Raw genomic sequence first — 22,019 nt, forward strand, 5'->3', positions numbered from 1 at the left:
ACGCCGGGCGGGAAGCGCGTCGGGGCCTGTGGACTACCGGCCGGTTGTGGAGAACTCCGTCACCGTCACGTACCGCTCGCGCACTTCCCGGTAGCGCACCAGTTCGGCGGCGACCGGGTCCAGGACCCTGGCCCGGCCGCATGCGGCGGCCGCGTCACGCAGCCGCCGCTCGGCGTCCTGCCCGTACCGCCTGGCCGGCCCCCTGATGGCCGCCGCGCAGGACCACTCCACGAGCGGGCCGCCGACGACGCCGGCCAGCATGATGAGCGCGGGCGTGACGAGCCCCGGCTCCAGGACGCCGATGATCTGGCCGACCAGCCACAGGCCGCCGAAGATCTGGAGGAGCGTCATCGACACCTGGGCCAGCACCGCGGCGGGCCACCACTTCGGCCGGGGCGGCTTGGCCGGACGCCCGCCGAGCGGGGCTCCGAGAGAGGTTCCGGCGCTGGCGCCCTGTCCCGTCTCCGATCCGCCGCCCCGCTTGGACGCGCCAGGAGACCCGGCCCTGACCGCCAGTTCGTCCAGCGCCTCGGACAGCCCCTTCGCCCCGTTGAACGCGGCCTCGCGCACCGCCTGCGCCCAGGGTCCCGGCAGCCCGTCGGCGGCGTCGTCCGCGACGATCCGCACCGCCTGCTCGACCCGCTGCCGGGCCGTCAGTTCCTCCTCGGGCGGGGTCAGCGCCTGGCCCATCCGGTCCAGGCTGCCGGGCAGGCCCCGGTTCTCGTACCAGCGCCAGAGCCGCAGCCACGGCGTCCCGCAGGCCCGCCCGGCGTTCCTGCGCCACTCCCGCTCGGCGGCCTGTCCGGTGGCCGCCGCGCCGACGGCCTCGGCCAGCCGGTCGGTGAACTCGTCGCGGGCCCGCTCGCCGAGCCCGGGCCGGCCCTCGGCCACGTAGACCGGGCGCAGCCGCGCCGCCGCCGCGTCGACGTCGGCGGAGAGGCGGCGGGTGGCGGCCGTACGGGCCTGGACGAAGCGGCCGACCATCTCTCGGAGTTCGGGCACCCCATCGCCGGTGAGCGCGGACAGGGACATGACGGTGGCGCCGGGTTCGCCGTGCTCACCGAGCGCGATGCCGTCCTCGTCGAGCAGGCGGCGCAGGTCGTCCAGGACGAGGTCGGCAGCCTCGCCGGGCAGCCGGTCGGTCTGGTTGAGGACGACGAAGGTGACTTCGGCGTGCCCGGCGAGCGGGCGCAGATAGCGCTCGTGGAGGGCGGCGTCGGCGTACTTCTCCGGGTCGACGACCCAGATCACCGCGTCGACCAGGGCCAGCACCCGGTCCACCTGGTCGCGGTGTTCGGTGGCCGCCGAGTCGTGGTCGGGCAGATCGACCAGGACGAGTCCCTGGAGCGCCTCGTCGGAGGCGGCGGGCCCGGGGTGGGGCCTGCGCCGCAGCCGGCCGGGGACGGCGAGGCGGTCCAGCAGCCCGGCGGCCCCGTCGGTCCAGCTGCACGCGATGGGCTGGGAGGTGGTAGGCCGGCGCAGCCCGGTGTCGGAGATCGGGGCCCCGGCGAGTGCGTTGAACAGGGTCGACTTCCCGCTGCCGGTGGCTCCCGCGACGGCGATGACCGTGTGCCGTGAGGAGAGCCGCTGCCGGGCGGCGGCCTCGTCCAGCACGCGTCCCGCCTCGGCGAGGGTGTCCCGGTCGAGCCGGGCGCGGGAGAGCCCGACGAGCTCGCGCAGGGCGTCGAGCCGGGGCGGCAGCGGCCCGCCGGAGGGGACGTACGCCTCGACCTGCGGCTCCACGTCGTCCTCGGTGGGCGTCCGGGGGCCGGCTCCCCCGGCCTCACGGGCCTCGGCCGCCGCCGCGCGCCGGGCGATGAGCCCGTCGTCCCAGCGCCCGTCCCCGCCCCTGCCCGGCACCTCCCCGTCCGACTTTCCGCTGCCGCCGCGGCTGCTGTTGCTGTTGCTGTTGTCCTGGTCCGTGACGGCGGTCATCGCTGCCACCTCTCCTTCTGCAGTACGGAAAGCGCGGCGATCAGTTCGGCCTGGGGTTCGGGGGCGACGTCGAACGCGTCGAGCGGGGCGAGGCGGCGGTCGCGTTCGCCGCCGAGTACCTGGTCGAGGTAGGTCGTCAGCAGATCACCGCCCTTGTCGCGGAGGCGCAGCGCGCCCTGCGCGCCGATGCGTTCGGCGAGCTGCTCCCCCGCCGAGCGGGCGCGCCGCCCGCCGAGGAGGGCGGCCGCGAGCAGTGCGGCGACGGTCTCGGGGGCGGGCGCCACATTGCGTTCGAGCTGGCGCACCTCCTCCTCGGCCAGTTCCTCCAGGACCCGCCGCCACCGGCGTACGGCGACCGAGATCCGGCCTTCGATGTCCTCGGCGGGCCCCCAGCCGCCCGCCTCCCGTCCGGCGCCCTCGAACCGGAACAGGGCCCCGGCGGGCTCGCGGCGCCACTGGGTGCGGATCTGTTCGTCGGCGGCGGAGACCGAGCACTGGAGCAGGGCCACCAGGCTGTCGACGAGGGATTCGAGGAGCTCCTCGGGCGAGCTGTAGAGCGGGTAGCCGCGCCACCGGGTCCGCGCGTCCCCGGAGAGCACGGCGCCGCTCTGGAGCCGGCGCCGGATCCGGGCGGCCTCCTTGCCGTACGCGTCGTGGACCACCCCGGTCAGCCGTACGGAGGCGGCGTACTGGGCGGCGACGGCGGAGGCCAGCGAGGGCATCCGCACGTTGAGCGACTGGATGACGCCGGAGGCGGTGCGCGCCACCGCCTGCTGGCGGGCGGCGGGGTCCTGGGCCCGGTGGGCGAGCCAGGCGCGCAGCGGGGCGACGGCGGTGGTGGGAAGCAGCCCGCTGCCGCCGCCCGTGGACTCGGGCAGCTCCGGGATGGTGAACCGCGGTACGTCCCCGAGCCCGGCCCGGGTCAGCAGCGCCGCGTACTGCCGGGAGACCTCGGCGATCACCTGGTGGGGCACCCGGTCGAGGACGGTGACGAGGGCCGCGTCGTACTCCTTCGCGGTACGCAACAGGTGCCAGGGCACGGCGTCGGCGTAGCGCGAGGCGGTGGTGACCATCACCCAGACGTCGGCGGCACAGATGAGTTCGGCGGCGAGGACCCGGTTGCGCACGACGAGGGAGTCGATGTCGGGGGCGTCCAGGAGGGCGAGCCCGCGGGGCAGGCTCACGGCGGTCTCCACCCGCAGCGCGGTCTCCCCGTCCTCGCCCCGGGCCGCGAGGTCGTCCAGCCCGTCCGGGTCGGGCGTCTGACCAGGCGGCAGCCAGATCCGGGTCAGCTGGGGCAGCACCCGCACCCCGGCGAACCAGTGGTGATCGTCCGGGTGACAGACCAGCACCGGGGTCCTCGTGGTCGGCCGCAGCACCCCGGCCTCGCTGAGTCGGCAGCCCACCAGTGAGTTGACCAGGGTGGACTTACCGGCCCCGGTGGATCCGCCGATCACGGCGAGCAGCGGCGCCTCGGGGTCCTTGAGGCGTGGCAGGAGGTAGTCGTCGAGCTGGGCGAGGAGTTCGACCCTGGTCTGCCGGGCGCGTTCGGCCCCCGGCAGGGGCAGTGGAAGACGCACGGCGGCGACACGGTCGCGCAGGGCGGAAAGTGCGTCGATGAGCTGAGGCCGTACGTCCATGGTCACCACATGCGAAGAATGCCCAATTTTGAAGCCTTTTTGAAGCGTATAACCCCCTCTGCGCGGCGGTTCCACCCTCTGGACAGAGTCAGGACAGAGGGGACGAGTGGGGGCAGGGGCATAACGAGTGCACAACACCCGGCGCGAGGGGAGCGAAAACCGATGCAGGAATCGCACCTACCTGCGATTATCGGTTCGCTTCACCGAACCTCCACATCGTGCCACGCAGGTGAAGCACCCGGGTCCAGGGGATCGGAGCCCTATCCTTGTCCCGGCACGGCCACGGAACCACCGATCAGGACTCCCGGCCCCCGTAGCTCAGTGGATAGAGCAGGCGCCTTCTAAGCGCTTGGCCGCAGGTTCGAGTCCTGCCGGGGGCGCACATTCATCCGGGCCAGAGGCGACTTCAGCCCTCCGCAAGATCACTTACGGAGGGCCTCCGGCCCTTCCGTCGCCGACAGCGCCCCTCGGGGACGACAGGCCTCGGGTCCGCATCGCGTCCGTCGCACCGGCCCCCCGGCCCGCTTCCCCTCTCCGCCCTCCTCGGCTTCCGCACGCCGCCGCACCGCGAGGCGGCCGCGCGCACCTCCTCCGCGCCTGCCGGGCGCCGTCCTGCGCGGGGCCCGGCCTCGCCCATCGCGGTTCACGCAAGGACGAACGGAATGAACAGCGATCAGGCGCACCGGCGGAGCTGTCGGCGCGGGTCGACGGGGGTGGAAAGGCGGGAGGCGCCCGGGCCCGTACGGGTCGGTGGCACCAGGGCCGTACGGTCCGGTGGCACCAGGGCCGTACGGTCCGGCGCTACGGGACCTCACGGGTCGCGTCAGTGCGTGCTCGGCGCCGGCTTCGTCACCTTGTGGTTCTCCCCGGCGGCCGCCCCGCCGCCGGAGTCGCGAGGCTTGACGAACAGCGTGGCCGCGAGCGCCAGGAGCAGCAGCCCGGCGCACACGTAGCTGGACACCTCGATCGCGTCGGCCATCGCCCGGCGTGCGGCATCGGCGGCGGACGAGGTCCGCGGGTCCGCGGCGAGGCCCGGAATGACCGAGCCGGCGCTGTCGGTCACGACACCGCTCAGCTCCCGGGCCTGTTCGTCGGGAACCCCGGAGCCGGTCAGGCTGTCGCGCAGATGGGAGGTGATCGTGGTGAAGAACAAGGTCGTCAGCACGGCGATGCCGAGGGCGGCGCCGAGTTCGCGCGACGCGCTCTGGATACCCGACCCCTGTCCGGCACTCTCGGCGGGCACGTCCACGAGCACGATGTTGGTGACCTGCGCGGTGGCGAAACCGACCCCGATGCCGTAGACGAACAGCGCGATCGCGATCAGCCACCAGGAACTGTCGGTGGCCGCGATCAGGCCCAGCATGGCCAGGCCCGCCGCTTCGAGGCCCAGCCCGAGGCGCACCAGGGTGAGCGGTGTGCTGGACATCGAGAAGCTCGCACCGCTCGCGCAGAAGCTGCCCGCCGCGAGGGCGACGAGGGCCAGGCCCGCCTGGAGCGCGCTGTAGTCGAGGGCGAACTGCAGCCAGAGCGGCAGCACCGCGATGATGCCGAACTCGCCGAGTCCGACGACCAGCGTGACGACGTTGCCGTTGCGGAAGGAGGCGATGGAGAACAGCCGTACGTCCATCAGCGGCTCCTCGTCGCGCCGGCTGAGGGCCGCCTGACGCCGCCAGAAGACCACCATGACGAGGGCGGACACGAGGAACGCGACGAACACCGGGGAAGGGCCGCCGTTCCAGGAGACGCCGCCGACGTCCAGCGGTTCGACGGTCGTGAGCCAGCCATACGTACGGCCCTCGATCAGCCCGAACGCGAGGAAACCGAGCCCGACCGCCGACAGGACGCCGCCGAGGACATCGACGCTGCCGCGCGTACGGGGGGAGGCGGGCAGGTAGGCGAGAGTGCCGACGATGATCACCGCCACGAGCGGGATGTTGATGCCGAAGGCCCAGCGCCAGGAGAAGTCCGCGAGCCAGCCCCCCAGCAGCGGACCGACGGCCGCCGCGGCGCCGATGGTCGAGCCCCAGACGGCGAACGCCTGCCCTCTGGCCTTGCCGGTGAACGTGGCGTTCACCAGAGCCAGCGAGGTCGGCAGGATCATGGCCCCGCCGATGCCTTGCAGGAAGCGGGCGAGGATCAGCAGGCCTCCGTTGGGAGCGACCGCCGCCACCAGGCTGGTGAGCCCGAAGACGACGAGGCCGACGAGGAAGATCCTGCGGGCTCCGTGCAGGTCGGACAGGCGCCCGGAGATCAGGAGCAGCGCCGCGAAGATGATCGCGTAGGACTCCTGGACCCACTGGGCCTCGACCGAGGTGACCTCCAGGTCCTCGATGATCGGGGCGAGGATCACGTTGACGATGGTGATGTCGACAACGATCAGAGCCACACCCAAGGACACGGCGACGAGGCCGAGCCATTGGCGCATGGACGGGGTTTGTTCTGCTGCGCTCACGGTTCCTCCACCCTGGTGTATCTTCACTGTGAAGGTAACTTTGGGCTCTGCGGCTGTCAACTCGAGTGGAGGAGTGGTGGGGTGACCGGCGGTGGGGTCGATCCGCCGGCCCCGCGACCGTGATGCGGGTACTCGTTGGACAGGCCCCGTCGGCGTCCGCCGCCTGCCCGTCGGGGAGACCGGCGGCCGCTCCCGGCAACGCGGTGAGCGCCTTCGGGTCCGTGTCAGGTACGCGGTTTCCGGACCGCCATGCCCGAGCTCTCCGACCGTCTCCGCGGGCCGATGTCCCGGCTCACCGACCTGGCCGTCGACTGACCGCGCTCGGCGCGGCGGCCGTCGGCACACCGCAGGTCGTGCTCCACCGGTTCGCGGCGATCCGGTCCTCGCTGCGACTGCTGGAGCAGCAGGGCCCGGGCCTGGTCCCGCACCGCGAGGGGCGGCTCCCCCAGGGCACGTTCGAGGCGTGCGGCACCACCCTGTCCGACGAGCGCTGCGCCCTCCAGGCGCGGGAACTCGCCGCCGGGCTCAACTCGTTGCCGACGCCCGACGACGGGGTCGCCGCCCAGGAGAGGCCGACGCGGTCATGAGCCCGGACCACCCGGTCGGGTCCGCGGGGGAAGCGCCCGCGCGTGCTGACGCTCTCCATGAGCTGTCGCCGTCGTCCCGTTCCCTGTGTGGGAACCCCTCGGGCGGCGTTCGTCGTACTCGTCGGCGAGCAGGGAGTCCATGGTGGCGCGGAGCTGGGTGACGAAGTCCTCGAACTGCTGGAGCTGTGCGGGGCTGTACCGTGCCATGGTCACGGCCATGCGCTGGGCGTAGGGGCCGAAGAACTCCTCGGCCCGCGGCCTGACGTCGGGGCTGCTGCGCAGCGTCACGATGCGGCGATCGGTGTGCTCGCGGGTCCGCACGATGTGCCCGGCTGTCTCCAGGCGGTTCAGCAGGCTCGCGGTGGCACCGGACGAGAGGGAGATCCGCTCGCTCAGCCGGGCCGGCGACAACGGCACCCCTTGGTCCTCCGCATAGAGGATCTCGGCCAGCGCCGCGGCGTCCGTGGAGTGCAAACCGAGCCAGGTCGCGAAACGCTGCGTGAACTCGGTGTAGTTCGCGCCGAACGCCCGGAGTCCGTCCATGAGGCGGTCGCGCTGGGCCTCAAGTGCGCCGGGGTCCGCTTCCTCCATCGACATGCTCCGACTTCCCCATCTGCCTGGGTGACACGCTCCGTCACCGGGTTGGACAACTTACCCTTCATACGTCCCGCCGTCGGAGCAGCCCCAGCGCCCCGAGAGTGAGCGCCGCCGTGCAGGCGGCGACCAGGAGCAGGGAGGGCCAGGGGCCCAGGCTGCCCACCGTGGCGTCGACGGCGTCCGAGGTCTGGGTGAGCTTCTCCAGGGCGGCCGTCGGGGAGAGTCCGGCGACCCAGCGTTCGGCGTCGCCGAAAAGGGGGCCGAACAGGGAGGGCAGGAGCAGCAGACCGGTCACCGTGGTGACCGCTCCGGCGGAGTGACGTACGAGGGTGCCGACGGCGAGGCCGAGGACGGCGGCCGCCGAGAAGGAGGCGGCGACGCCGAACAGGGCGGGCAGCGGCTCGCCCTGGGCGTACCGGCCCTCCGGCAGCATGGCGTCCCCGACGAGGTAGGCGGCCGTGCAGGAGGCCAGGGCGAGGAGGTACATGACGCCCCCCACCAGCGCCGCCTTGGCGGCGAGGACCGTGCCCCGGCGGGGGCAGGCGGCGAACGTCGTGCGGATGGTGCCGCCGCTGTACTCCCCCGAGGCGACGAGCGCCCCGACGACCGCGGCCAGCATCTGGGCGACGACGGTGAGCGTGAGGCTGCCGCCGAGGACGGTGTCGTCGGGTTGCAGGCTGCCGGTGGCGGCGATGAACACCGCGCCGATGACGGGGAGTACGGCGGTGGCCGTAGTCGTCCACAGCGTGGAGCGCACGCTGCGGAATTTGATCCATTCGTAGGCGAGGGCCTCCCGGAAGCCGGTCCGGTCCCGGTCCTGGTTCCAGCTCCCGTTCCGGTTCCGGTTCCGGTTCCGGTTCCGGTTCCGGTTCCGGTTCCGGCGGTTGCCGGACAGCGCGGTCGTGGTCGTGGTCATCGGGCTGTCTCCTTCCGAAGTGTCGACGAGCGCCTGTCCTCGGCCCGGTATTCCACCGAGGACCGCGAGAGCGTCGTGTAGGCCTCCTCCAAGGAGGAGTGAGCGGGGGTGAGTTCGTGGACGGCGACCCCGTGGTCCCGGGCCAGGTCGCCGATGGCCGGGGCGTCGGGGCCGTCGACCCGCCAGCCGCCCCGGGCGTCCAGCCGTACGCGCGCCCCGGCCGCTTCCAGCAGGGTGCGCAGCCGTTCCGGTTCCGGGGACCTGACGAGGGTGTGCGCGCGGGAGCCGGTCCCGATGAAGTCGCGCATGGTCGTGTCCGCGATGAGCCGGCCCTGTCCGATCACGATGAGGTGGTCGGCCGTCAGTTCCATCTCGCTCATGAGGTGGCTGGAGAGGAAGACCGTGCGCCCCTCCGCCGCCAGTGACTTCATGAGTTCGCGGATCCAGCGGATGCCTTCGGTGTCGAGACCGTTGACCGGCTCGTCGAGGATCAGGACCTCCGGGTCCCCGATCAGTGCCGCCGCGATGCCCAGCCGCTGGCCCATGCCGAGCGAGAAGCCCTTGGTGCGCCTGCGGGCCGTCTCCGCGGGGAGGCCGACCAGGTCGAGCACCTCCTCCACGCGGCGGCGCGGGATGCCGTTGCTCGCGGCGAGTCCGGCCAGATGGTGGTAGGCGGACCGGCCGCCGTGGACGCCCTTGGCGTCGAGCAGGGAGCCGACCGCCCGGAGCGGCACGGGCAGGTCCGCGTAGGCCTTGCCGCCCACGGTGACGCGCCCCGCGCTCGCGGAGTCGAGGCCCAGGATCAGGCGCATGGTGGTCGATTTGCCGGCGCCGTTCGGGCCGAGGAAGCCGGTCACCCGGCCCGGCCGGACCGTGAACGACAGCCGGTCGACGGCGGTTCGCCCGCCGTAGCGTTTGGTGAGTTCCGTTGCCTGGATCATGCGGCCGACGCTACGAGCGGGGGGCCGATGGCGAATCCTCCGCAGGAAGTCGCCGCCTGCTCCCGCCGGAGTAGGGCGCCTCTGGTGCCATTCCGCGCGTTCGCGGAGGGGTCAGCCGGCGCCCGGGCAGGTCGGCGGGGAAGCCGGGCCGGCGGGAGGGCCGAGGAGTGCGGCGGTGCACTCCTCCGCGAGGTCCTCGGCATGGGCGGGAAGGGGCAGGCCGGCCCGGAGGTGGCGGCGGACCACCGAGAGCGGCAGGTCGACCACGGCGAGGGTGACACGTTCCCGGGCCCGGGGCCCTTCCGCGCCAAGACCCCTGGCGAGGGAGTCGAGGGTCGCTCGTACCCGTCGGTTGCCGCGGTCCGCGCGGTGGACGTGCTCCTCGGACCAGTCGGCGCGCCCGAATTCCTCGGCGCCGTGGAGGAGCAGGGCGGCTTCCTCCGGGTGGGCGCGGCTCCAGGCGATGACGTGGCGTGCCGCCGCGCGACCGGCGCTCCACGCGTCGCCCTCGGCGCCGATGGCCGCGAAGTAGCCCTCCTGGAAGCGCTCGACCGTGCGCAGCCACACCTGGGCGAGCAGGGCGGCCCTTCCCGGGAAGCGGTGGTACACGGAACCGCTCGGGGCTCCGACCCCTTGGGCGACGGCGGACATGGTCACCCCGGCCGGGCCCGAGGCGGCGGCCAGTCGCACGGCGGCGTCGAGAAACTGGTCGGTGTCGAACCGGGGTGGTCTGGCCATGAATCAGAGAGTACCCTCCACAATATTAGAGAGACTTCTCTACTAGGACTTCGGGGAGGGACGCATGGGCGTCTACAACGTGCACGAACGCCTGCTGGTCGCGAGGAGCGGCGAGGTGGGGGCCCTGTTGGACACCCTGGCGAGCGGCGGGGACGGGGACGGTCTGTGGCCCCACCGGAATTGGCCGCCGATGCGGCTCGACCGCCCGCTGGCGCCCGGCGCGGCGGGCGGCCACGGACCCGTCCGGTACACCGTCACCACGTACGTCCCCTCCGCCTGGGTGCGCTTCGCCTTCAGCGGGCCTCGCGGATTCCACGGGTTCCACGAGTACGTCGTCCTGCCCGTCGACGAGGAGCGCACGGTCCTGCGCCACACCCTCGCCATGAACACCGCCGGCCCGGCCCGGCTCACCTGGCCACTCGTCTGGCGCCCGCTCCACGACGCCTTGCTGGAGGACAGCATGGACCGCGCCGAACGGGCGTGCACGGGCACGGTGGCGCTCCCGGCGCGCCGGGGACCGTACACCCGCCTTCTGCGCCGCCTACTGCGCCGGCCGCCGGGCGTGATCGGCAAGCCCCGGGGGATTCGCCTGACCGGACACCGCTAGGGTTCTCCCGCCCTGACCAGGCCCGTTTCGTAGGCGAGGACCACCAGCTGGGCCCGGTCGCGGGCGCCGAGCTTCGTCATGGTCCGGCTGACATGGGTCTTCGCGGTCAGCGGGCTCATGATCAGCGCCTTGCCGATCTCCTCGTTGGACAGCCCGGTGGCGACGAGCGCCATCACCTCACGCTCCCGGCCGGTGAGCACGGCGAGCCGTTCGGCGCCCACCGCCTCGGGGGCCTTCAGCCGGGCGAACTCCTCGATCACCCGACGGGTCACGGCGGGGGCGAGCAGACTCCGCCCCGCCGCTACCGTGCGGATCGCGGCGCGCAGGTCGTCCGGCTCGATGTCCTTCAGCAGAAAACCCGCCGCGCCGTGCCGGAGGGCTTCGAAGACGTACGCGTCGACCTGGTACGTGGTGAGCATGACGACCCGGACCCGGTCGAGGGAGCGGTCCCGGACGATCCGGCGGGTGGCCTCCAAGCCGTCGACGCCGGGCATCCGGACGTCCATCAGCACGACGTCCGGACGGGTCGTCCGGACCGCCTCGACGGCCCGGGCCCCGTCCGCGGCCTCCGCGACCACGACCAGGTCGTCGGTGAGGTCGAGCAGGGCCCGGAACCCGGCCCGTACGACGGTCTGATCGTCGGCGAGGACCACGCGGACGATCCCCGGCGGTCCCGCCGCGTTCTTCGCCCGCTCGCTCACGCGGCCGCTCCCCGGGTTCCGTACGGCACCTCGTTCATGAGTCCCTCCCGGTTCCGTACAGCGTCCTGCCCAGGGGGTCCGGGATCCCCGGTTCCGTACCGCGCCGCGTTCACGGGGCCGCTCCCTCTGTCGGCAGTTCGGCGCGGACTCGGAATCCGCCGCCCGGCACCGGACCGTACGTGACGTCGCCGCCCACCGCGACCGCTCGCTCCCGCATGCCGATCAGGCCGAAGCCCCGGTCGGCGGCCGGGTCGGCGGGCGGCGGCGCCGGGGGGCCGTCGTCCACGACCTCGACGGTCAACCGGGTGGCGTCGCGGGTCACCGACACCGCGGCGTGGAGCGCCGCGGAGTGCTTCACCACGTTGGTCAGCGCCTCCTGCACGATCCGGTACGCCGTGGCCTCGACGACCGCGGGGAGGGCGGCGCCCCCCGTCTCCCGACGCAGGCTGACCCGCACGCCGCCCGCCTCGACCCCCGCGACCAGTTCGTCCAGCTGGCCGAGGCGGGGGGCCGGTGCCGTGGGCTCCGTCGCGCGCAGGACGGACAGCGTGGCGCGCAGTTCCCGGACGGCCTCCTTGCCGGAGGCGCGCACCTGGGTCATCGCCTGCCGCGACACCTCCGGCGCGGCGTCCAGCGCGTCGAGGGCGACCCCGGCCTGCACGGTCATCGCGCTCACCGTGTGCGCGAGGATGTCGTGGATCTCCCGGGCGACCCGTGCCCGCTCCTGGCGGACCCGGCGGGCGGCCTCCCGCTCGCGGTCCTCCTCGGCCCTCGCGGCGCGCGCCGCGTACTCCGCCAGCAGTTCCCGCCGGGTGCGCACCACCTCGCCCAGGAGGAGCGGGACGAGCGGCCAGACCATCTCCAGGACGGGCAGACCCTGCGGGTTGACCACGTCCCGGCCGACCTTCAGCGCCACCGCGCCCGAGACCGTCGCGGCGATCACCCCGGTCCACAGGGTGCGCCGGCGGTCTCCCAGCACCGCCACCGTGTAGAGCGCCACGATCACCGGGAGGTTCAGCAGTTCGCCGATGTGCCCGTGCAGCGCCCACCCCGCACAGGCCGCCCCGGTCACACAGACCACCGGAACGGGCCAACGGCGGCGGCGGGCGAGCGCCGCCAGCGAGACCACGAGGAGGGCCCAGGTCAGCGCGTCGGCCTGCCGGTAACCGGGCTCGTTGCCGGCCGCCTCGGCGGTGGTCAGTACCCCCACCACCGCCACCACCACCAGATCCGCGACGATCGGCGGCAGAGCCCGCGCACGGGCGGCCAGGCGGTCGAAGGTCATCACCCCCTCACGTTAGGAGGCGGGAGGCCGGGCCGCATACGGCAGCGGGAGTACACCGGGGCGGGGCCGGTGGCGAGCGTCTCGGCACGGACGCGGGCACTGCGGCGAGCGCCTCAGCACGGACGCGGGCACCGCGGCGAGCGCCTCAGCACGGACGCGGGCACCGCGGCGAGCGTCTCAGCACGGACGCGGGCACCGCGGCGAGCGCCTCAGCACGGACGCGGGCACCGCGGCGAGCGCCTCAGCACGGTTGCGGGCACCGCGGCGAGCGCCTCGACGCTGGGCGCATCGGGCAGGAGTTCGGACGTACGCGGACGGGAGTTCGGGCACGGCGCAACCTTCCGTCCGGCGGGACGTTCGGCAGGGCACGGGAGCGGGCAAATCGATCAGGTGGGCCCGAAGGCGGAATCCCCGCCGCAGGGCGCTCCCGACCGTCCCGTCACCCGGCGGGCAGACGCGGCTCCGCGCCGCCGCCCGCCCGCCGGTCCCGCCGACCCCACCGAAGCGCCCGCGTGAACTACGCACCATCAGGGAAAGGAGCGCCGCGATGGCGACGCCGCTGTCTGCAGCCAGGCTGCTCAAAGCCCTCCGCGACGAAGGTCTCCACGTCGTCGAACACCGGAGCTGGCGTACCAACAACCGGAATCACAAGGGACCCTGGGGGCCGACGCACGGCGTGATGATCCATCACACCGTCACCTCGGGCACCGCCTCCTCGGTCGAACTCTGCTACAACGGCCACTCCGCCCTGCCCGGCCCGCTCTGCCACGGGGTCATCGCCAAGGACGGGTCCGTCCACCTCGTGGGGAACGGCCGGGCCAACCACGCCGGGCTCGGCGACGACGACGTCCTGCGCGCCGTCATCGCGGAGAAGGCACTGCCCCCGGACAACGAGGCCAACACCGACGGCAACCGGCATTTCTACGGCTTCGAATGCGTCAACCTCGGTGACGGCAAGGACCCCTGGCCGGCGGCCCAGCTGCTGGCGATCGAGCGGGCCGCCGCCGCCGTCTGCCGGGCGCACGGCTGGTCGCAGCGGTCGGTGATCGGGCACCTGGAGTGGCAGCCGGGCAAGGTCGATCCGCGCGGGTTCACCATGAACTCGATGCGCTCGCGGATCGCCAAGCGGCTGGGCGGTTCCCCTGACGGGCCCTCCGATCCGCCGCCGAAGCCGAGGTACGAGCCGTTCCCCGGGGCCGCGTTCTTCAAGGTCGGCCGCAACAGCGCGGTCATCACGGCGATGGGCAAGCGTCTGGTCTCCGAGGGCTGCGGCCGGTACACGGTGGGTCCCGGCCCGGCCTGGTCCGAGGCCGACCGGAAGTCGTACGCCGCCTGGCAGCGCAAGCTGGGTTACACGGGCGGCGACGCCGACGGCATTCCCGGCAAGAGCAGTTGGGACCGGCTCAAGGTACCCAACGTGTGACCTTGACGCGTCCGGCTCCTCCCTCTCGCCGCCGGAGGCGAAGGAGCCGGACCATGCGGATGAGGGGGACGAGGGGAAGAGGAAGAGAGGAAGAGGGGAAGATCAGGCAGGTGGTCGGGTTTGCTCGCTCCGGCGATCGAGCCCCGGTGATCCGCCGATGGATCGCCGACGAGAGCCGAGGAGCGGTGCGATGACGGCCGAGGTGCGAACGGTGGCGGCCGGGGAGCTGGACCGGTACGCCGACGGGATCCGCGATGTCTACGCGCGGGCGTTCGCGGCCCCGCCCTGGAACGAGGATCCGGCGCAGGCCGACGGTTATGCGGAGCGGCTCGCACGGGACGCGCTCCGGCCCGGTTTCACGGCGGCGGTGGCGACGGACGGGGGGACGCCAGTGGGTTTCGCCACCGCCTGGATCACCCCGGAGGTCTTTCCCGCCGAGCGCAGCTACGGGCCGGTCGCCGAGGCGCTCGGGCCCGGGCGGACACGGGCGTGGCTCTGCGGTGCGCTGGAGGTGAACGAGCTGGCGGTGGCCCCGGAGGCGCACGGTACGGGGATCGGCGCGGCGCTGCTGCACGCGGTGACGGGGCCCGCCCCGCACGGCCGTTGCTGGCTGCTGACCTCCGTGCGGGCCGAGGCGGCGCTGCGCCTGTACGAGCGGGTCGGCTGGCAGCGGGTCGCCGCGCCCGTGCCCGGCGCGGCCGCTCTCGTGGTGCTGCTCGGCCCCCGCCACCCGCAGCGGGCGGAGGCGGAGGCCGAGGCGGGAGACCGGTGACCCCCGCGTACGAGGAGGCCCTGAGCTACAGCGCGACGGCCAGCAGGACGCACGCCACCAGCGCGAACGCGGTGCGCACCTGGTGGAGGGTGTTCCAGCGGGATTCGAAGGCCACGCGGGCCGCACGGTCGTCGCCGCCCTCGGAGGCGGCGAGGGCGTTGTTGAGCGGAATGTTCCCGACCACGGTCACCAGGTGACCGGCGACCACGCAGATCAGCGCCCCCAGGATGGCGGGCCCCGCCGCCTCGCCGTGCTCGCCCAGGCCGGTGAAGAACGCGGCGGCGGGCAGCGCGACGACGCCGAGGAACAGGACCAGGAAGACCGGGCCGGGGACCTTCTCGTTGAAGCGGCGCATGGCCGTCGTGAACTGCTCGTCCGTCAGGTCGGCGAGGCCGGGCATGATCGCGATCAGGAAGGTCAGCATGAAGCCCGCGTAGAGGCCGTTGACGATCGTGGCGAGCACGAGGAAGAGGGAGGTCATGGCGGACATCATGACCCGGAACGGCGTTTCACCGGACCCACTTTTCGAATGACCGTGCGAAGAGCTTCGGCCTCGGCCGCACCGTGGCCCCGGGCCGGGCGGGCCGAGCCGGTCTCGGGCCGCGCTGACCGCACCGGCCGCGCCGGCCGCCCAGGACCCAGGTCCCGCTCGGCCGGCCCGGTCTCCTCCCCCCTCGCCCCTCGGCCCCTCGGCCTCCGGCCGCTCCGCCTCAGCCGATCTCGCCCTCACCCTCGCCCGATTCCGGCTCGTCGTCCGTTCCGGATCCCCGCTCGATCCGGTCCGCCTGTCCGATGGCCTTGGCCAGCTTCGTGACGGAGCTGTCCTCGGTCGTCTCCGCCAGCCCGGCGGCCCGCGAGGCCAGTTCACCGAGCCCCGGTGCGCCGGGCAGGTCGCCGTTCCGCAGGTGATCGGCGAAGTAGGCTGCCACCGCCGCTACTTGGAGCCGGTCACCTCCACCGCCCCACAGGGAGCCGTCGATCGCCCCGGTCGTCGCGGTCCCGGTCTCCTCCTGGGCCTCGCGGGTCTTGGGGTCGAGCCAGCGCACGGTGGCCTTGGCCACGGTGCCGGACGCGCCCTCGCGCAGCCGTACGGCGTACAGAGCGGTCACCGTGTGGCCGGGGCCCACCTCGCCGCCGTCGACGCTGTCGTCGCGGAAGTCCTCGTCGGCGACCTTGCGGTTCTCGTAGCCGATCAGCCGAAAACTCTTCACGGTCTTCCGGTCGAACGCCACCTGGGCCTTGGCGTCGCGGGCCCGGATCTCCAGGTGGGCGGGCAGCTGGTCGACGAAGACCTTGCGGGCCTGCGCCTCGTCACCGACGTACGTGGTGTTCCCGTCGCCCTTGTTGGTGAGCCGCTCCATGAACGCGTCGCCGTAGTCGCTGCCGACGCCGACGCCGAAGAGGGTGATGCCGTACTCCCGGCGGTTGGAGTCGATCTTCTCCAGGATCCCGTCGGCCTCCGTGTCGCCCGTGTTGGCCAGCGCGTCGGAGAGGAGCACGACCCGGTTGGTGGCGCCCTTGCGGTGGCCCTCGACCGACTCCTCGTAGCCGCGGGTGATACCCGCCTCGACGTTGGTGGACTGGTCCGGCCGCATCTCCCCCACCACGTCCTTGATCCGGTTCCGGTTGTCCTTGATCCGGGTCATCGGCAGCCTGGTCTCGGCCTCGTCGCTGAAGGTGACCAGGGAGAGGGAGTCGTCGTCGCGCAGTTCGTCGGTGAGGAGGGTCAGCGACTTCCTGACCAGGTCCAGGCGGCCGGTCTCGGCCATGGACCCCGAGATGTCGACGACGAACGTGAGGGCCGCGGGTGGCCGTTCAGCGGTCGACGGGGCGGCCTCGGTAGCCAGGCCGACGCGGAGCAGCGACCAGTCGGAGGCTCCGGTTCCACCGCCCCCGCCCTCCCCGGAGCCGATGCGTGCCCCGTCGACGTTCACCGAGAAACCGGGGCCCTTCGGCCGTTCGTACCCCTGGCGGAAGCTGTTGACGAACTCCTCGGGGCGCACCTCCTCGGGAGAGGGCAGCCTGCCGTCGCCGAGGGTGCGGCGCGCGTAGCCGTAGCTGGCGGTGTCCACGTCCAGGGCGAAGGTGGAGAGGTAGTCGGGCGGCTGGACATCCAGCCTGGCCACGTCCCCGGCCTCGCCCGCCGGTGCGCCCGACCGGCCCTTCTCGGGCGCCGCCCCGTCGGGCGCCGGCTGCCCGCCGCCGGTCGACCCCTGGCCCTCGCGGGTATCCGAACTCACGGCGCGCCGGTCGCCCGAGGCGCTGTCGCCGCTGCCGCAGGCGGTGAGGGCCATGGCGCCCGCCAGAAGGAGCGCCACGGCTCCCGCCCGGCCCCCTGCCCCGCCTTCCGTTCGCTTCTCGTGCCGTCGGCCTGCCTGGTGCATGTGTAACCCCCCACGTCGTCACGATGTCCTCGACATCTGTGAATGTGACGTACGGGGTCGCCGACCGGAGTCGACGAAAGCGTTGCGGAACCATCTCGATGCGGCAACAGCGGACAGAAAGCGGCAGGAAACCGGCGGAACATCAGGTTCAGGACACGATGTCCTTACGACTGAACCCGCGGAAGGCCAGCGCGAACAGAATCAGGGCATAGGTCACCGAGACGGCCGTGCCCTTGATCATGCCGCCCCACTCCAACTGCGGCTGGAGGGCGTCGGCCCAGGCGAACTGCCAGTGCGCGGGCAGGAAGTCGCGCCAGGAGCCGAGCGCGGTGACCGCGTCGAGCACATTGCCGACGATGGTGAGGCCCACCGCGCCGCCGACCGCGCCCAGCGGGGCGTCCGTCTTCGTGGACAGCCAGAACGCCAGGCCCGCGGTGACCAGTTGGGAGACGAAGATGAACGCCACGACGATCGCGAGACGGGGCACCGCGTCCCCGGCGGACAGCGCTCCCCCGGTGGGTAGTTTCAGCGGCCCCCATCCGTAGGCCGCCGTGCCCGCCACCAGGGCGACGAGCGGCAGCAGCACCATCGCGGCCAGGCTGAAGCCGAGGGCGACGACGAGCTTGGACCAGAGCAGCCGGACGCGCGGCACGGGAGCGGCGAGCAGATAGCGCAGCGAGGACCAGCTCGCCTCGGAGGCGACGGTGTCCCCGCAGAACAGGGCCACCGGCACCACCAGCAGGAACCCGGCCGAGACGAACAGGGAGGTGGCGGCGAAGTTGGCGGCGGACTCGGTCGCCACGTCCATCAGGTTGATCCGGCCGCCGCCGCCACCCCCGCCGCCGCCGTCCTCGCCGTCCGGTGTGCCGCCGATCGCGAAGGCGATGATGAGGATGAAGGGGAGGGCAGCGAGGATGCCCCCCATCAGCAGGGTGCGCCGTCTGCGCAACTGCCGCATGGCCTCGACGCGGAGGGGAAGGGTGCGCCCGGCGCGGTAGCCGGGAGCCTCCGGGTGTTCGGTCTCCACCCGGGCCTCGGAGGGGTGGACGGGGGCGCTCATGCTGCTCCTCCGGAGATGAGAGTGAGGAAGGCGTCCTCCAGGCGGCGGTGCGGTCCGACGCCGGTGACCGGGACGTCGAGCCGGACGAGATCGGCGACGAGCCGGGAGGTGGTGGCCCCGTCGAGGCGGACGAGGAGTCCGCGCCCGTCGTCGGTGCGGACGGCGGAGCCGATGCCGGGCAGGGCGGCGACCTTCTCCGCCAGCGGCTCGGACACCTCGTCCGCCGTGGTCACCAGGATCATGTCGCCGGAACCGGTGATCTCGGCGACCGGACCGGCCTGGACGAGCCGGCCCCGGTCCATGACGACCAGGTGCGTGCAGGACTGTTCGACCTCGGAGAGGAGGTGGCTGGAGACGATGACGGTCCGGCCGCCGGCCGCGTACCGGATCATCACGTCCCGCATCTCGCGGATCTGCGGCGGGTCGAGCCCGTTGGTCGGCTCGTCCAGGATCAGCAGGTCCGGCATGCCGAGCATGGCCTGGGCGATGGCGAGCCGCTGCCGCATGCCCTGGGAGTACGTCCGTACGGCACGGGCGAGCGCGTCGCCGAGTCCCGCGATCTCCAGGGCCTCCTCGATGTGCGCGTCCTCGGCGGGGCGGCCGGTGGCCTGCCAGTACAGGTCGAGGTTGGCGCGCCCGGAGAGGTGGGGCAGGAACCCGGCCCCCTCCACGAACGCCCCGACCCGGGACAGCACCGGCGCGCCCGGCCGGATGGCCTGCCCGAAGACGCGGATCTCGCCCTCGTCGGGGGTGATGAGCCCCATGAGCATGCGCAGGGTGGTCGTCTTGCCCGCGCCGTTGGGCCCCAGCAGCCCGAGGACCTGGCCCTTCTCGACGCGGAACGACAGCCGGCGCACGGCGTACCGGTCGACGGACTTGGCGTACTTCTTGGAGAGACCGGTGATCTGGAGCGGTACGTCGGTGAGCACGGGGTCCGGGGCGGGCGTTGCGGTCCGGCGGCGGGCGGTGAGCAGCAGACCGGCCGCGATGACGAGGGCGGCGGCCGGGAGGCCCCAGGTCCACCACGGGAGCGTGGCCGCCGCGGTCTTCACGGCGGGCGCGGTGGGGATGGTCAGCGGTCCGTCGGCGGTGACGGTGTACGTGGCGGGCTCGGCCGGGGACGCGTAGCCGAGGTCGGTCGCGGAGAACACCAGCCGCAGCCGGTGTCCGGCGTCGAACTCGTGGTCCACGGCGGGCAGCGCCAGCTCGACCGGCTTGCCCTGCTGGCCGGGGGTGATCCGGTAGGGGGCGACGAGTTGGTGGGGCAGCACCTGCTGCCTGCCGTCCGGCGACACGTCGTACACCTTGCCGAAGAGCACCGCGTCCCGGCCGCCGTCGGCCCTCACGTTCACCTTCACGGTGGGCGTGCCGGTGACGCGTAGGGAGGTGTCCAGCGGGGCGGACTCGAAGCGGGCGAACTGTCCGGGGAAGTCGAGCGAGAGCCCGACGCCGAGGGAGGAGAGCCGGGCGAGTCCGCCGCCGACGCCGGGCACGGCGGAGATGGCGGGCGGTGCGGCGCCGGCCGGGTTGCGGAAGGTCTTCGTCCCGCCGTCGAGCGCGATGTCCCGGCCGCCGCCGCGCAGCCCCGGGTAGGTGTCGCCGCTCGCGCCGCGAAGGAGGGCGGCGCCGTCGGTGGAGTCGACGCCTCCGGTGCGGGTGACGCGGAAGGCGGGCCCGGTGCCGGCGCCGGTGTCCTCCTTGAGATAGCGGTCGAACCAGGAGCCGACCCGGCCCTGGACCCGCCCGGTCTCGTTGTCGCCGCCGTCGTGCCCGCCCGCGATCCAGTCGACGGAGACGGGGGCGCCGTTGGCGCTGATGGCCTTCTGCATGGCGTCGGCCTGACCGAGCGGGAAGAGGGAGTCGGACTGCCCCTGGAGGAGGAGCGAGGGGACCTCGATGCGGTCGGCGACGGCGGACGGCGAACGCTCGGTGAGGAGGTCGATCGCCTCGGCGTCGGGCTTGCCGCTGACGGCGACGCGCTCGTACATCTCGCAGAGCCGCTTCTCGAACTTCTCGCAGCCGCCGCCGGTGGTGACGAAGATCCCGGCCCAGAGCTTCTTGAAGACCCCGTCGGGGAAGAGGGCGTCGGCGAGGTTCCAGTAGGTGATCACGGGCGCGATGGCGTCGACCCGCTCGTCGTGACCGGCGGCGAGCAGGGAGACGGCCCCGCCGTAGGAGGCGCCGGTGAGCCCGACCCGGGGGTCGCCCTTCTTGTCGAGCTCCACCTCGGGCCGTTCCGCGAGCCAGTCGATGAGCCGCGAGACGTCCCTGACCTCGTGGTCCGGGTCGTTGAGGGAGATCTCCCCGCCGGACTCGCCGAAGCCGCGCGCCGACCAGGTCAGCACGGCGTACCCGTCGGCGGCCAGCTTCTCGGCCTGGGCCCGTACGTCGTTCTTGCTGCCGCCGAAGCCGTGTCCGATGAGCACGGCGGGCCGCTTGCCGGAGCCTTCGGCGTGGAAGTACGAGGTGTCGATCGGCACCCCGTCCATGCGCAGCGTCCGGTCCTCGCGCTGCACGGCGGGCGTGCCGTCGTCGGCGACGGCGGTCCAGGTGCCGCCGCCCACGAGCACGGCGAGCGCGGCGCCGACCGCCGCCCACCGGCCAGGTGTACGGGGCAGCAGGCGCCGCCATCGGGCAGTAGAGGTCTCCATCCCCCGACCCTAAACGGAGGATGCGAGCCGGTTGCGTGCCACCGGGGGGAGGCGGGCGGCCTCCCTGAGAGGTACGTGCGCACCCGCCGTACTCCGGACGCGGTACAGAATGCCTGCACGACCCCTCGCCCCGGGAGGCCATGATGGACATTCGGCGCGCTACGACCGTCAGGGAACTCCTGGCCGCGGGCCACCTCTACGACGCACCGCCCCGCGAGGAGTGGGCCGCCCGCTTCCTCGCGGCGGACGGCCATGTGCTGCTGATCGCGTACGTGGACGGCGTCCCGGCCGGCTTCGTCACGGGCATCGAGATGCTCCACCCGGACAAGGGCACGGAGATGTGCCTGTACGAACTCGCCGTCGACGACCCGTTCCGACGCCGGGGCATCGGCAGGGCCCTGACGCTGGCGCTCGTGGACATCGCCCGGGAGCGGGGGTGCTACGACGTGTGGGTCGGCGTGGAGGGGGGCAACGAGGCGGCGCTCGCGACGTACCGGTCGGCGGGGGCGGGGGACGACGGCGGCTTCACGATGCTGACGTGGGAGTTCGGGGACGGTGCCGCACACGCGTAGGGCACCTCGTACGGGATGCGGCCGGGGCGCTCCCGGGCGTCAACCCCGACCTTCGTCGGGGGCCGCTCCTGCCGTTCGGCCCCCGCGCCGGGACGCCGTGGCTCCGTACGTTCGCCGTATGGCTAAGCACACACATCAACACCACTGGCCCGCGCGGCTGTTCGGGGCGGCCGCGCTGCTCGCGACGGCGGCCGCCGTGATCGGGACGCTGTCGCCCGGGGGCCTGGGGCGGCCCGGGCCGACCGAGGTCACGGAGGGGGCTTCGGTATCCCTCTACCGGTCGCTGACGGGAGCGGTCGGGGACGGTCCGGGGTGGCTGGGGCACCTCCTGGAGCTTTCCTCCGAGGCCACGCTGATCGTTCTCGGCCTGCTGCTGCTCGCGGTCTGCCGGCCGGCGGTGCGCCGGAGGGACACGGGCGCGGTGGCGGGGGCCGTACTCATCGGCGCCGGGACCGTCGTGGCGTACGCCGTCAGCGAGGCGCTGAAGCTGATCGTCGACGAGGAGCGTCCGTGCCGGGCGCTGGACGGCGCCCGGGCGGTCGCCGCGTGCCCCGAGCCGGGCGACTGGTCGTTCCCGAGCAACCACGCCACCCTGGCCGCCGCCCTCGCGGTCGGGCTGGCGGTGCGGCGGCCCCGACTCGCCTCCGTGACGCTGCCGTTGGCCGTGGCGGCGGCACTGCTGAGGGTCCTGGTGGGGGTCCACTACCCGCACGACGTGATCGCCGGCGTCCTGCTCGGCGGGGCGGTCGTCGCCTCGG

General features: G+C 73.3%; 18 protein-coding genes, 1 tRNA gene and 1 pseudogene. 7 read left to right on the forward strand and 13 right to left on the reverse strand.

The window, feature by feature from the left end:
• Positions 1-33: 33 nt before the first annotated feature.
• Both ACH4RG_RS15710 and ACH4RG_RS15715 read right to left on the reverse strand, forming a co-directional pair.
• Entirely contained in the window at positions 34-1,935 is a 1,902-nt protein-coding gene (locus tag ACH4RG_RS15710; protein ID WP_398539670.1) for a GTPase, read from the reverse strand.
• Positions 1,932-3,575, reverse strand: a complete 1,644-nt coding sequence (locus tag ACH4RG_RS15715; RefSeq protein ID WP_398539671.1) for an ATP-binding protein — start codon at positions 3,573-3,575, stop codon at positions 1,932-1,934. The genes ACH4RG_RS15710 and ACH4RG_RS15715 overlap by 4 nt, the downstream gene beginning before the upstream one ends.
• A gap of 307 nt (positions 3,576-3,882) precedes the next feature.
• Between ACH4RG_RS15715 and ACH4RG_RS15720 the strand changes: the two genes are divergently transcribed.
• Positions 3,883-3,955: transfer RNA gene (locus ACH4RG_RS15720), tRNA-Arg, on the forward strand.
• A 443-nt stretch (positions 3,956-4,398) separates the two neighbouring features.
• Here ACH4RG_RS15720 and ACH4RG_RS15725 read toward each other — a convergent pair.
• Positions 4,399-6,000 (reverse strand): DHA2 family efflux MFS transporter permease subunit, encoded by a 1,602-nt coding sequence (locus ACH4RG_RS15725; RefSeq protein ID WP_397928191.1) that lies wholly within the window; start codon positions 5,998-6,000, stop codon positions 4,399-4,401.
• A 380-nt stretch (positions 6,001-6,380) separates the two neighbouring features.
• Between ACH4RG_RS15725 and ACH4RG_RS15730 the strand changes: the two genes are divergently transcribed.
• On the forward strand, positions 6,381-6,614 hold the full coding sequence (locus ACH4RG_RS15730; protein WP_397928066.1) for a hypothetical protein: 234 nt from the start codon (positions 6,381-6,383) through the stop codon (positions 6,612-6,614).
• Here ACH4RG_RS15730 and ACH4RG_RS15735 read toward each other — a convergent pair.
• From ACH4RG_RS15735 to ACH4RG_RS15750, 4 genes are all read right to left on the reverse strand, one after another.
• Complete coding sequence (locus tag ACH4RG_RS15735; protein WP_398539672.1) at positions 6,609-7,211, reverse strand: MarR family winged helix-turn-helix transcriptional regulator; 603 nt, start codon at positions 7,209-7,211, stop codon at positions 6,609-6,611. The genes ACH4RG_RS15730 and ACH4RG_RS15735 overlap by 6 nt on opposite strands.
• A 61-nt stretch (positions 7,212-7,272) precedes the next feature.
• Complete coding sequence (locus ACH4RG_RS15740; protein WP_398539673.1) at positions 7,273-8,127, reverse strand: ABC transporter permease; 855 nt, start codon at positions 8,125-8,127, stop codon at positions 7,273-7,275.
• Entirely contained in the window at positions 8,124-9,068 is a 945-nt protein-coding gene (locus ACH4RG_RS15745; RefSeq protein WP_398539674.1) for an ABC transporter ATP-binding protein, read from the reverse strand. The genes ACH4RG_RS15740 and ACH4RG_RS15745 overlap by 4 nt, the downstream gene beginning before the upstream one ends.
• A gap of 111 nt (positions 9,069-9,179) precedes the next feature.
• Positions 9,180-9,806, reverse strand: coding sequence for a TetR/AcrR family transcriptional regulator (locus ACH4RG_RS15750; RefSeq protein WP_398160628.1), 627 nt, complete (start codon positions 9,804-9,806; stop codon positions 9,180-9,182).
• Positions 9,807-9,870: 64 nt separating this feature from the next.
• On the opposite strand from ACH4RG_RS15750, the gene ACH4RG_RS15755 reads away from it, so the two are divergent.
• The gene (locus ACH4RG_RS15755) at positions 9,871-10,413 is read left to right on the forward strand and encodes an SRPBCC family protein (protein ID WP_397916913.1); all 543 of its coding nucleotides are present in this window, start codon (positions 9,871-9,873) and stop codon (positions 10,411-10,413) included.
• Here ACH4RG_RS15755 and ACH4RG_RS15760 read toward each other — a convergent pair.
• Entirely contained in the window at positions 10,410-11,075 is a 666-nt protein-coding gene (locus ACH4RG_RS15760) for a response regulator (protein ID WP_397917238.1), read from the reverse strand. The genes ACH4RG_RS15755 and ACH4RG_RS15760 overlap by 4 nt on opposite strands.
• Before the next feature lie 148 nt (positions 11,076-11,223).
• The gene (locus ACH4RG_RS15765) at positions 11,224-12,399 is read right to left on the reverse strand and encodes a sensor histidine kinase (RefSeq protein ID WP_398539675.1); all 1,176 of its coding nucleotides are present in this window, start codon (positions 12,397-12,399) and stop codon (positions 11,224-11,226) included.
• Between the two features lie 547 nt (positions 12,400-12,946).
• Here ACH4RG_RS15765 and ACH4RG_RS15770 point away from each other — a divergent pair.
• Together ACH4RG_RS15770 and ACH4RG_RS15775 are read left to right on the forward strand one after the other, a co-directional pair.
• Positions 12,947-13,822, forward strand: a complete 876-nt coding sequence (locus ACH4RG_RS15770) for a peptidoglycan-binding protein (protein WP_397916915.1) — start codon at positions 12,947-12,949, stop codon at positions 13,820-13,822.
• Positions 13,823-14,012: 190 nt separating this feature from the next.
• Complete coding sequence (locus ACH4RG_RS15775; protein ID WP_398539676.1) at positions 14,013-14,594, forward strand: GNAT family N-acetyltransferase; 582 nt, start codon at positions 14,013-14,015, stop codon at positions 14,592-14,594.
• 25 nt (positions 14,595-14,619) lie between these two features.
• On the opposite strand, the gene ACH4RG_RS15780 is transcribed toward ACH4RG_RS15775, so the two are convergent.
• From ACH4RG_RS15780 to ACH4RG_RS15795, 4 genes are all read right to left on the reverse strand, one after another.
• Positions 14,620-15,087 carry a DUF1772 domain-containing protein gene (locus ACH4RG_RS15780; RefSeq protein WP_398539677.1) on the reverse strand — a complete coding sequence of 156 codons (468 nt, stop codon included), beginning with the start codon at positions 15,085-15,087 and terminating at the stop codon, positions 14,620-14,622.
• A 217-nt stretch (positions 15,088-15,304) separates the two neighbouring features.
• Positions 15,305-16,978, reverse strand: coding sequence for a von Willebrand factor type A domain-containing protein (locus tag ACH4RG_RS15785; protein ID WP_397916918.1), 1,674 nt, complete (start codon positions 16,976-16,978; stop codon positions 15,305-15,307).
• 148 nt (positions 16,979-17,126) lie between these two features.
• Positions 17,127-18,038, reverse strand: coding sequence for an ABC transporter permease (locus ACH4RG_RS15790; protein ID WP_398539678.1), 912 nt, complete (start codon positions 18,036-18,038; stop codon positions 17,127-17,129).
• Positions 18,035-20,689 carry an alpha/beta fold hydrolase gene (locus tag ACH4RG_RS15795; protein ID WP_398539679.1) on the reverse strand — a complete coding sequence of 885 codons (2,655 nt, stop codon included), beginning with the start codon at positions 20,687-20,689 and terminating at the stop codon, positions 18,035-18,037. Before ACH4RG_RS15795 ends, ACH4RG_RS15790 begins: the two co-directional genes overlap by 4 nt.
• Positions 20,690-20,832: 143 nt before the next feature.
• Here ACH4RG_RS15795 and ACH4RG_RS15800 point away from each other — a divergent pair, with 143 nt between their 5' ends.
• Together ACH4RG_RS15800 and ACH4RG_RS15805 are read left to right on the forward strand one after the other, a co-directional pair.
• Complete coding sequence (locus ACH4RG_RS15800; protein ID WP_397916921.1) at positions 20,833-21,261, forward strand: GNAT family N-acetyltransferase; 429 nt, start codon at positions 20,833-20,835, stop codon at positions 21,259-21,261.
• Between the two features lie 118 nt (positions 21,262-21,379).
• Positions 21,380-22,015: pseudogene (locus ACH4RG_RS15805) on the forward strand (phosphatase PAP2 family protein); the annotation flags it as partial.
• Positions 22,016-22,019 lie beyond the last annotated feature (4 nt).

Source organism: Streptomyces sp. NPDC021019 (genome assembly GCF_044333295.1).
GTDB lineage: Bacteria > Actinomycetota > Actinomycetes > Streptomycetales > Streptomycetaceae > Streptomyces.